The 8,144-nt window shown below is 64.5% G+C and carries 6 protein-coding genes; 5 read left to right on the plus strand and 1 reads right to left on the minus strand.

What is annotated here, in order from left to right; translation table 11 throughout:
- Positions 1-254: 254 nt before the first annotated feature.
- The 4 genes from cysS (at position 255) to ET21_RS0117625 (ending at position 4,883) form a co-directional block, all read left to right on the plus strand.
- A complete protein-coding gene (gene cysS, locus ET21_RS0117610) occupies positions 255-1,772 on the plus strand; it encodes a cysteine--tRNA ligase (protein ID WP_030540694.1) in 1,518 nt (505 codons plus the stop codon).
- Positions 1,773-1,879: 107 nt separating this feature from the next.
- Positions 1,880-2,236 carry a Rap1a/Tai family immunity protein gene (locus tag ET21_RS0117615; protein ID WP_030540695.1) on the plus strand — a complete coding sequence of 119 codons (357 nt, stop codon included), beginning with the start codon at positions 1,880-1,882 and terminating at the stop codon, positions 2,234-2,236.
- A 389-nt stretch (positions 2,237-2,625) separates the two neighbouring features.
- Complete coding sequence (locus ET21_RS0117620) at positions 2,626-3,996, plus strand: class II 3-deoxy-7-phosphoheptulonate synthase (RefSeq protein ID WP_030540696.1); 1,371 nt, start codon at positions 2,626-2,628, stop codon at positions 3,994-3,996.
- Between the two features lie 137 nt (positions 3,997-4,133).
- A complete protein-coding gene (locus ET21_RS0117625) occupies positions 4,134-4,883 on the plus strand; it encodes a ParA family protein (protein ID WP_030540697.1) in 750 nt (249 codons plus the stop codon).
- 614 nt (positions 4,884-5,497) lie between these two features.
- Here ET21_RS0117625 and ET21_RS0117635 read toward each other — a convergent pair.
- The gene (locus ET21_RS0117635) at positions 5,498-7,258 is read right to left on the minus strand and encodes a fatty acyl-AMP ligase (RefSeq protein ID WP_037471315.1); all 1,761 of its coding nucleotides are present in this window, start codon (positions 7,256-7,258) and stop codon (positions 5,498-5,500) included.
- 148 nt (positions 7,259-7,406) lie between these two features.
- Between ET21_RS0117635 and ET21_RS0117640 the strand changes: the two genes are divergently transcribed.
- On the plus strand, positions 7,407-7,931 hold the full coding sequence (locus ET21_RS0117640) for a regulatory protein RecX (protein ID WP_030540700.1): 525 nt from the start codon (positions 7,407-7,409) through the stop codon (positions 7,929-7,931).
- Positions 7,932-8,144 lie beyond the last annotated feature (213 nt).

Here is an 8,144-nt window from a genome sequence, read left to right on the forward strand (position 1 = left end):
GCGGCCTGATGATCAACCGCCCGGCCGCACACGGAAATCCTGACAGTCCCTGCCTTCGGCGATACAAAGGGAAAGAGTGCGGCATTGGCCTTAATCCCCCTCCGCGTCTCCGCGCCTCCGCGTGAAAAATCCACAACGCGCCAGGCCACCCCCCCGCACACCCGCTCAGCGCCCTCTGCGCCTCTGCGCGAACCAAAAGGAAACCCCTCGCCCCCGGTTGACGCCCGCCCTCAACCACCGCATGGCTGCGCCTCATGAGCGACCAGTTCACCCCTGCCGAACAGCATGCCGACGCGCCCCTGCGCCTCTTCAACAGCCTGACCCGCACGGTCGAACCTTTCGCGCCCATCGATCCCGGCCACGCCCGCGTCTACAGTTGCGGCCCGACCGTCTACAACTACGCCCATCTCGGCAACCTGCGCGCCTATGTCTTCACCGACACGCTGCGCCGCACGCTGCTGTGGAAGGGGCTGGACGTCACGCACATCATCAACATCACCGATGTCGGCCACCTGACCAGCGACGCCGACGCAGGCGATGACAAGATGGAGGCCGCCGCCCGCGCACAGGCAAAGAGCATCTGGGACATCGCGGCCCATTATACCGGCGCGTTCAAGCGCAACATCGCCGACCTCAACATCCTGCCGCCCAGCGAATGGACCGTCGCCACCGACTATGTCCCGCAGATGATCGAGTTCGCGAAGAAGATCGCGCCCGCCCATTGCTACGAACTCGACACCGGCCTCTATTTCGACAGCAGCACCGTGCCCGATTATGGCGCGCTGGCGGGCGGCCGCGATGACGCCGCCCATGCCCGCATCGATCCGGTCGCTGGCAAGCGCAACCCCAGCGACTTCGCCATCTGGCGCAAGTCACCGCCCGGCGAGCAGCGCCAGATGGAATGGGACTCCCCCTGGGGCAAAGGCGCGCCCGGCTGGCACCTTGAATGCTCGGTCATGAGCGAGGCGCGCCTTGGCCACCCGTTCGACATCCACACCGGCGGCATCGACCATCGCGAGATCCACCACCCCAACGAGATCGCGCAGAACCAGGCCTATTGCGGCTGCACCGATACTCAGCCCGGCTTCACCGGCGCACGCTGGTGGATGCACAACAACTTCCTCGTCGACCGCCAGGGCAAGATGAGCAAGTCGAAGGGCGGCTTCACCACCCTCTTCTCGCTGATCGACGCGGGCGTCCACCCGCTCGCCTATCGCCTGTTGTGCCTGGGCGCTCATTATCGCAGCGAACTGGAATTCAGCGCGGACAGCGTCAGCGCGGCGCTCACCCGGCTGAAACGGCTGATCATGGGCGTGGAGGGCCTCAAGGCCCGCGCCGAAGGCGTGACATGGCAATCGCCCCGGCTCGACTATCTGCGCGCCAACCTGCACCCGAAGCTGGCGCCGCTGCTCGAACAGTTCGACGCCGCGATCAGCGACGACCTGATGACCCCGCGCGCGCTCCCGCTGCTGGAAGAGACGATCGCGATCAAGAAGGTTCCCGTCGATGAAAAGCTCTGCCTCATCGCCGCCTTCGATCAAGCGCTGGGACTGAACCTCATGCACCTGACGCGCGCGGACCTTCGCCTGACGCCCAGGGATGCGCAGATCACGCCGGAAGAGGTGGAAGCCGAACTGGACCGCCGCCAGGCCGCGCGTGCCGGAAAGAACTTCGCCCTGTCGGACGAGATCAGGGACGCGCTGATCGAACGTGGCGTCGATGTCATGGACGGCGATCCGCTGCGCTGGGAATGGCGGCTGAAACTGGGGTAAATTCCTTATTTACCAAACTGTTACGCCACCGTCATAATGCGGCAGGCCGTGCCTGGCACGCGTCCGTCCGGCTGGACAGCGCCTCGCCGGAAGCGCACCATCCGTCCATGAAATCGCACATCCTGGCGACATCGCTGCTGCTCGGAACCCCGCTGGCCACGCCGCCCGCAGCAGCGCAGAATTTCATGTTGGAAACCGGCGCGACCCTGCTCGCCAAATGCCGGAACAAGGCGCCCGAATATGCCCTCGCCTGCACGGCCTACATCGCCGGGGCGGTCGATGGCATCAAGAAGGACGTGTTCATCGGCCGCGCCCAGCCCAATTGCTGGCCGGACCAGATGCAGGCCGAAGACGTGCGCCGGATCGTCGTCGCCTATCTCGAACGCTATCCCGACCAGCGCAAGGCGCCCGCTTCCGTGCTCGTCAGCGTGGCGCTGAATGGGCGTTATCCTTGTGAGAAGTGAAGGATTTGGGTTCGCGCAGAGGCGCAGAGGGCGCTGAGGGGTTTGGAAGATTTTTGTTCACGTGGAGGCGCGGAGACGCGGAGGGGAGTAGAGGCCGATGCCGCACTTCCTTTCCTCTGTATCGCCGAAGGCAATAATCATCCTTTCCTGCGCTACGCGCCCGCATGAAAGAGCGGGCATCGATCCAGCCGCAACCTCCTCCGCGCCTCCGCGCCTCCGCGTGAACAAAATCCACAACACTCCAATCCAACCCCCACACCCCTCTCAGCGCCCTCTGCGCCTCTGCGCGCCCCAAAACCCGCGCCACCCCTCCCACAGCTATAAACTTGCGTTACCCCCTTCATCAGCGTAGGTGCGGCCCCTATTTTCACGTCTTTGGGAGACTCACTGTGACGGCGAAGTGGACGCCGGAAAGCTGGCGGGAGCATAAGGGCATTCAGATGCCCGTCTATCGTGACGCGCAGGCGCTTGCCGCCGTGGAGGCTCAGCTCAGCCAGTTTCCCCCGCTCGTCTTTGCCGGCGAAGCGCGCAACCTGAAGGCCGAACTTGCCAAGGTCACGACCGGCGAGGCGTTCCTGCTGCAAGGCGGGGACTGCGCCGAAAGCTTTGCCGAGTTCCACCCGAACAACATCCGCGACACCTTCCGCGTGCTGCTACAGATGGCGGTGGTGCTGACCTTCGCGTCCAAGCTGCCGGTGGTGAAGGTCGGCCGCATGGCGGGCCAGTTCGCCAAGCCCCGGTCCGCGGATACGGAAACGATCGGCGGCGTGGAGCTGCCCAGCTATCGCGGCGACAATGTCAACGACATCGGCTTCACGGCGGAGTCGCGCGAGCCTGATCCCGAACGCATGGTCCGCGCCTACAACCAGTCGGCCGCGACGCTCAACCTGCTGCGCGCCTTCTCGACCGGTGGCTATGCCAGCCTGGACCGCGTCCACGGCTGGATGCTGGATTTCATGGGCCGCAGCCCGCTTGCCGCGAAGTTCGACGCGGTCGCCGACCAGATCGGCGAAGCGCTCGACTTCATGCGCGCCTGCGGCCTGTCGCCCGAGACCGTGCCGCAGCTTGGCGGAACCAGCTTCTACACCAGCCATGAGGCGCTGCTGCTCCCCTATGAGCAGGCGCTGACCCGGCAGGATTCGCTGACCGGCGACTGGTATGACACGTCCGCGCACATGCTCTGGATCGGCGACCGCACGCGGTTCGAAGGCTCGGCGCATGTCGAATATCTGCGCGGCATCGGCAACCCCATTGGCATGAAGTGCGGGCCCAGCCTTGAGCCCGACGCGCTCATTCGCCTGCTCGACATATTGAACCCCTCGCGTGAGGCAGGCCGGATCACGCTCATCACCCGCTACGGTCATGACAAGATCGAGGCGGGCCTGCCCAAGCTGGTCCGCGCGGTGCTGCGCGAAGGCCATCCCGTGGTCTGGTCCTGCGACCCGATGCACGGCAATGTCATCAAGGCGGCCAATGGCTACAAGACGCGCCCCTTCGACCGCATCCTCGCTGAAGTGCGCGGCTTCTTCGCCGTCCACCGTGCGGAGGGCAGCTTCGGCGGCGGCATCCATGCCGAAATGACCGGGCAGAATGTGACGGAGTGCACCGGCGGCGCCATCGCCATCACCGACGAAGGCCTCGCCGACCGCTACCACACCCATTGCGACCCGCGCCTCAACGCGGCGCAGAGCCTCGAACTCGCTTTCCTGCTCGCGGAAATGCTGAACGAGGAATTGAAGGAACGCCGCGCCGCGGCCTGATCCTTCCGCTTGGAACAGAAAGTCCCGCCGGTCGCTTCCGGCGGGATTTTTCATGGGCGATGCGCCCCTGTCACGACAGCGTCACCAACCTATGATTGTCCGCTTGCTTTGACGGGTCAAAGCCGTAGCTTTCACCCATGGCAAAGGAACCGGCATTGGCGACCATCGCCGTCTACAGCCTGAAGGGCGGAGTAGGCAAAACCACTTTCGCGATCAATCTCGCCTGGGCTTCGGCCTCGATCTCGCGGCGGCGCACGCTGCTATGGGACCTTGATCCGCAGGCGGCCTCCAGTTGGCTCATCTCCACGGACAAGCAGAGCCGCGACGCCGCGCAGGCGATCTTCAGCAAGGACGTGGAGGTCCGCAAGCTGATCCAGCCGTCCACGGTGCCCGGCCTCGACCTGATCGCGGCGGACACGTCGCTCCGCAGCCTCGACCATCTCTTCCGCGAAATGGACAAGAAGAAGCGGCTCGCCAAGCTGATCGACAGCCTGGGCAAGGATTATGACCGCATCATCCTCGATTGCCCGCCCGGCCTGACCGAAACCAGCGAGCAGGTGCTGCGCGCCGCCGATATGATCGTGATCCCGGTCATCCCTTCCCCACTGTCCCAGCGCGCCATGGGCGAAGTCGCCCGCTACCTCGTCCAGCGCGGCGGATCGCATGCGCCGATCCTCCCCGTCTATTCCATGGTCGACCGCCGCCGCGCCCTCCACCGCAAGGCGCTGGAGGAACAACCCGGCTGGCCCGCCATCCCCATGGCCAGCATGGTCGAGCAGATGACGGTGCAACGGAAGCCGCTGGGCGCCTTCGCCGCGTCATCACCCCCGGCGCAGGCCTTCGCGGCGCTGTGGACCACGATCGAACGGCAGTTGTCGAAGGGGTGAGAGACGAGCGTTGGACGAAGCCCTAAACTGTAAACTATTGCTGGTTCAGATGAGCGGGCGGGCTCCAAGCTCTCAACAGCGGACTGGCTGATGGTCAGGTAGATACAGTATGTTGGCGTGGACTTTTCTCGTTGCGCTCCTTCTACCGATCGGGGTTGGCGGAATATCATGCTGGATTGCTGAGGCGGTCAGTTCCAAGCTCAACTACTTTAGAGCAACTGCGGCAGTGCTGATTGCCCTCCTTCCATCCCCAACCGTCAGTTGGTGGCTCTACGGAAAGATCATCAAATATGTGGAAAATATGTCTACCGGAGCACCGATCGAGAAAACGGGTGGCGACGGCCCTGCTTTCATGGCTTTGCTAGGCCTAGTCTCAATCTGGTGGTTCTACTCGTTGATAGTAGGCGCAGTCTGGGCCATCATCGCCTTTCGCAGATGCAGGCGTCGAGACGCTATCAAGGCCGTCGAGGATGGCACGGACGGTCCTGTTTATGGCAGCTAACCACCCATCCCGGCCACTGCTGGCGTTGCATCGGATAGTGTAAACACCAAGGCCTTGCTGCTCTTACACCTGTCGCCTTCTATAATGCAGCCGGTCAAGAGACCGCCCGCAATCACGCCGCAATATCGTAAGGCCGGATCTCACCCGTCAGATACAGGTTGCGCGCCTTCGACCGGCTGAGCTTGCCCGAACTCGTGCGCGGCAATGTGCGCGGCGGCACCAGTTCCACGACGCAGTTCATGCCGGTGATCGCCCGCACCCGCTCGCGGATCTGGTCGCGCAGGCGCGTGCGCTCGTCATTGTCGGACGTGCGGCAATGCACCAGCACCGCGGGCGCTTCCTCGCCGCCCGGCGTCGTGATCGCGAAGGCGGCGATGTCGCCCTGCTTGAAGCCCGGCAACTGCTCCACCGCCCATTCGATATCCTGCGGCCAATGGTTCTTGCCGTTGATGATGATCATGTCCTTGGCGCGGCCGACGATGTAGAGATAGCCGTCGCTCAAATACCCCATGTCGCCCGTGTCCAGCCAGCCATCGACCATGCAGGCGTCGGTCGCTTCCTGATCGCGGAAATAGCCGACCATCAGCGACGGGCCGGTGGTCCACACCTTGCCGATCTGCCGTTCGCCCAGCGGCGCGCCGTCCTCGTCGCGGATTTCCACGATCATGTCGCGCGCGGGCTTGCCGCAATTGACGATGGAGCGGAAGCGCTGCGGCCGTCCTTCGGTCGCGTCGCCGCCCGACAGGTCGGTTTCCTCGACCAGCTCGACGATGATGCCCTCGCCCGGCGGCATGATGGTGACCGCCAGCGTCGCTTCGGCCAGGCCATAGCTCGGCAGGAACGCCTTGGGGCTGAACCCCGCATCAGCGAAGGCGTCGACGAAGCTCTGCATCACGTCCGGGCGGATCATGTCCGCGCCATTGCCCGCCAGCCGCCAGCGCGACAGGTCGAACCGGTCCGCCGCCTTTGTCTGGCTCGACATGCGCCGCGCGCAAATGTCATAGCCGAAGGTCGGCGAATAGCTGATCGACGTGCCTTCATTGCGGCTGATGAGGTCCAGCCACGCCAGCGGACGGCGGGCGAAATCCTCGGTCTTCATATAGTCGGTCGACACCTGATTGGCGACGACCGACAGGAAGCAGCCGACCAGCCCCATGTCGTGATACCAGGGCAGCCAGCTGATGCAGCGGTCGCTTTCCTGCACCTGCATCCCGTGGCTGTGCGCGGCAAGGTTGCTCAGCAGCGCATGGTGCGTCACCGCGACGCCGTGGGGAAAGCGGGTCGATCCGCTGGAATATTGCAGATAGCAGACCTCGTCGCCCCGCGCCTGCGGCAGTTCCGCCGGAACCACCCCACGGGCAATAAAATCCTCAAAGGCGATGCTTTCGACCGAACGCTGCCGCCCGGCCTCGCCCGCCATTTCCTCCAGTTCCTTGGGGAAGAGGAACAGCATCGGGTCGCAACTGGTCAGCTGGACGTTGAGCTGGTCGATATAGCTTTCCTTGCCCCCAAAGCTGGTGGGCAGCGGCAGCGGCACCGGCCAGGCGCCCGCATAGACGATGCCGAAGAAAAGCTGGGCGAAGTCAGCGCCCGTTTCCGCGACCAGCGCCACGCGGTCCTGCGGCTTGACGCCATGGGCGATCAGCCTGTGGGCGCAGGCGATCGCGTCGGCGCGCAGTTCCGAAAAAGGGTAGGGCCGCGCCAGATTGCCGCGCGCATCATGGAAATTCAGCCCCCGCACCCCCTGCGCGGCATAGTCCAGCGCCTCGCCAAGCGTCTCGAAATCGGAGAAGCGCCGTGGCAGGGCATCATTGGTCGGCGTAGGTGCCATCATGCTTTGCGAACCCGTCATATTGGCGTCACCCAATGTCATCATCTTGTCATCCGGGGCGGGCGCTATCACCTTTGACATCGCGATGCACCGGATAGTTGCATACCAGCGTGAACTTCTACAGCATAAGGCGCGGTCAAATTCCGGCCCGACTGTGGCATAAACATGGCGCTTGGCGCATGATCGCGCGATGACCGCCAAACGTCCCCCTCCTGCGCTCGATGAAGACAGTTTGCGCGAACTGGCGCTGCGCTATGTCGGCCGGTTCGCGACCAGCCGGGCGAAGCTGCTCGCCTATCTGAACCGCAAGCTCAAGGAGCGCGGCTGGGCGGGCGCGCAGCCGCCAGCGCCGGACCGGCTGGTCGATCGGCTTGCCGAACTGCGCTACGTCGACGACCGGGGCTATGCCGTCATGAAAAGCGCGGCCCTGTCCCGCCGCGGCTATGGCGCGCGCCGCGTGGCGCAAACCCTGCACGCGGACGGCATTGCGCCAGCCGATCGCGAAGAAGCGGACGCCCAGGCCACCAACGAAAGCTGGGCCGCCGCCGATCGCTTCGCCCGCCGCAAGCGCATCGGCCCCTATGCGCAGGCGCGCCCCGACCCGAAGCAGCGCGAAAAGGCGATCGCCGCCTTCCTGCGCGCAGGCCACAGCTACGAAACCGCCCGCCGCTGGATCGACGCTCCGCCCGGTGAACCGCCGGAGCCGCTGGACTGAAGGATTTTTGGTTCGCGCAGAGGCGCAGAGGGCGCAGAGGATTTTGGTTCACGCGGAGGCGCGGAGACGCGGAGGAGGTTGCGGCTGGATCGATGCCTGCTCTTTCATGATGGCGCGCAGCGCAGGCAAAGAATGATTTTTGCCTTCGGCGATGCAGAGGAGAGGGGACTGTCAGGATTTCCGTGTGTGGCCGGGCATAATGGGCAACAAGGA

The sequence above is a fragment of the Sphingobium sp. DC-2 genome, from assembly GCF_000722555.1.
GTDB lineage: Bacteria > Pseudomonadota > Alphaproteobacteria > Sphingomonadales > Sphingomonadaceae > Sphingobium > Sphingobium quisquiliarum.

Excerpts from the sequence above, each read along its gene's own strand:
- cysS (WP_030540694.1), top strand. The coding sequence starts at position 255 with ATGAGCGACCAGTTCACCCCTGCCGAACAGCATGCCGACGCGCCCCTG.
- ET21_RS0117615 (WP_030540695.1), top strand. The coding sequence starts at position 1,880 with ATGAAATCGCACATCCTGGCGACATCGCTGCTGCTCGGAACCCCGCTG.
- ET21_RS0117625 (WP_030540697.1), top strand. The coding sequence starts at position 4,134 with ATGGCAAAGGAACCGGCATTGGCGACCATCGCCGTCTACAGCCTGAAG.
- ET21_RS0117635 (WP_037471315.1), bottom strand. The coding sequence starts at position 7,258 with ATGACATTGGGTGACGCCAATATGACGGGTTCGCAAAGCATGATGGCA.
- ET21_RS0117640 (WP_030540700.1), top strand. The coding sequence starts at position 7,407 with ATGACCGCCAAACGTCCCCCTCCTGCGCTCGATGAAGACAGTTTGCGC.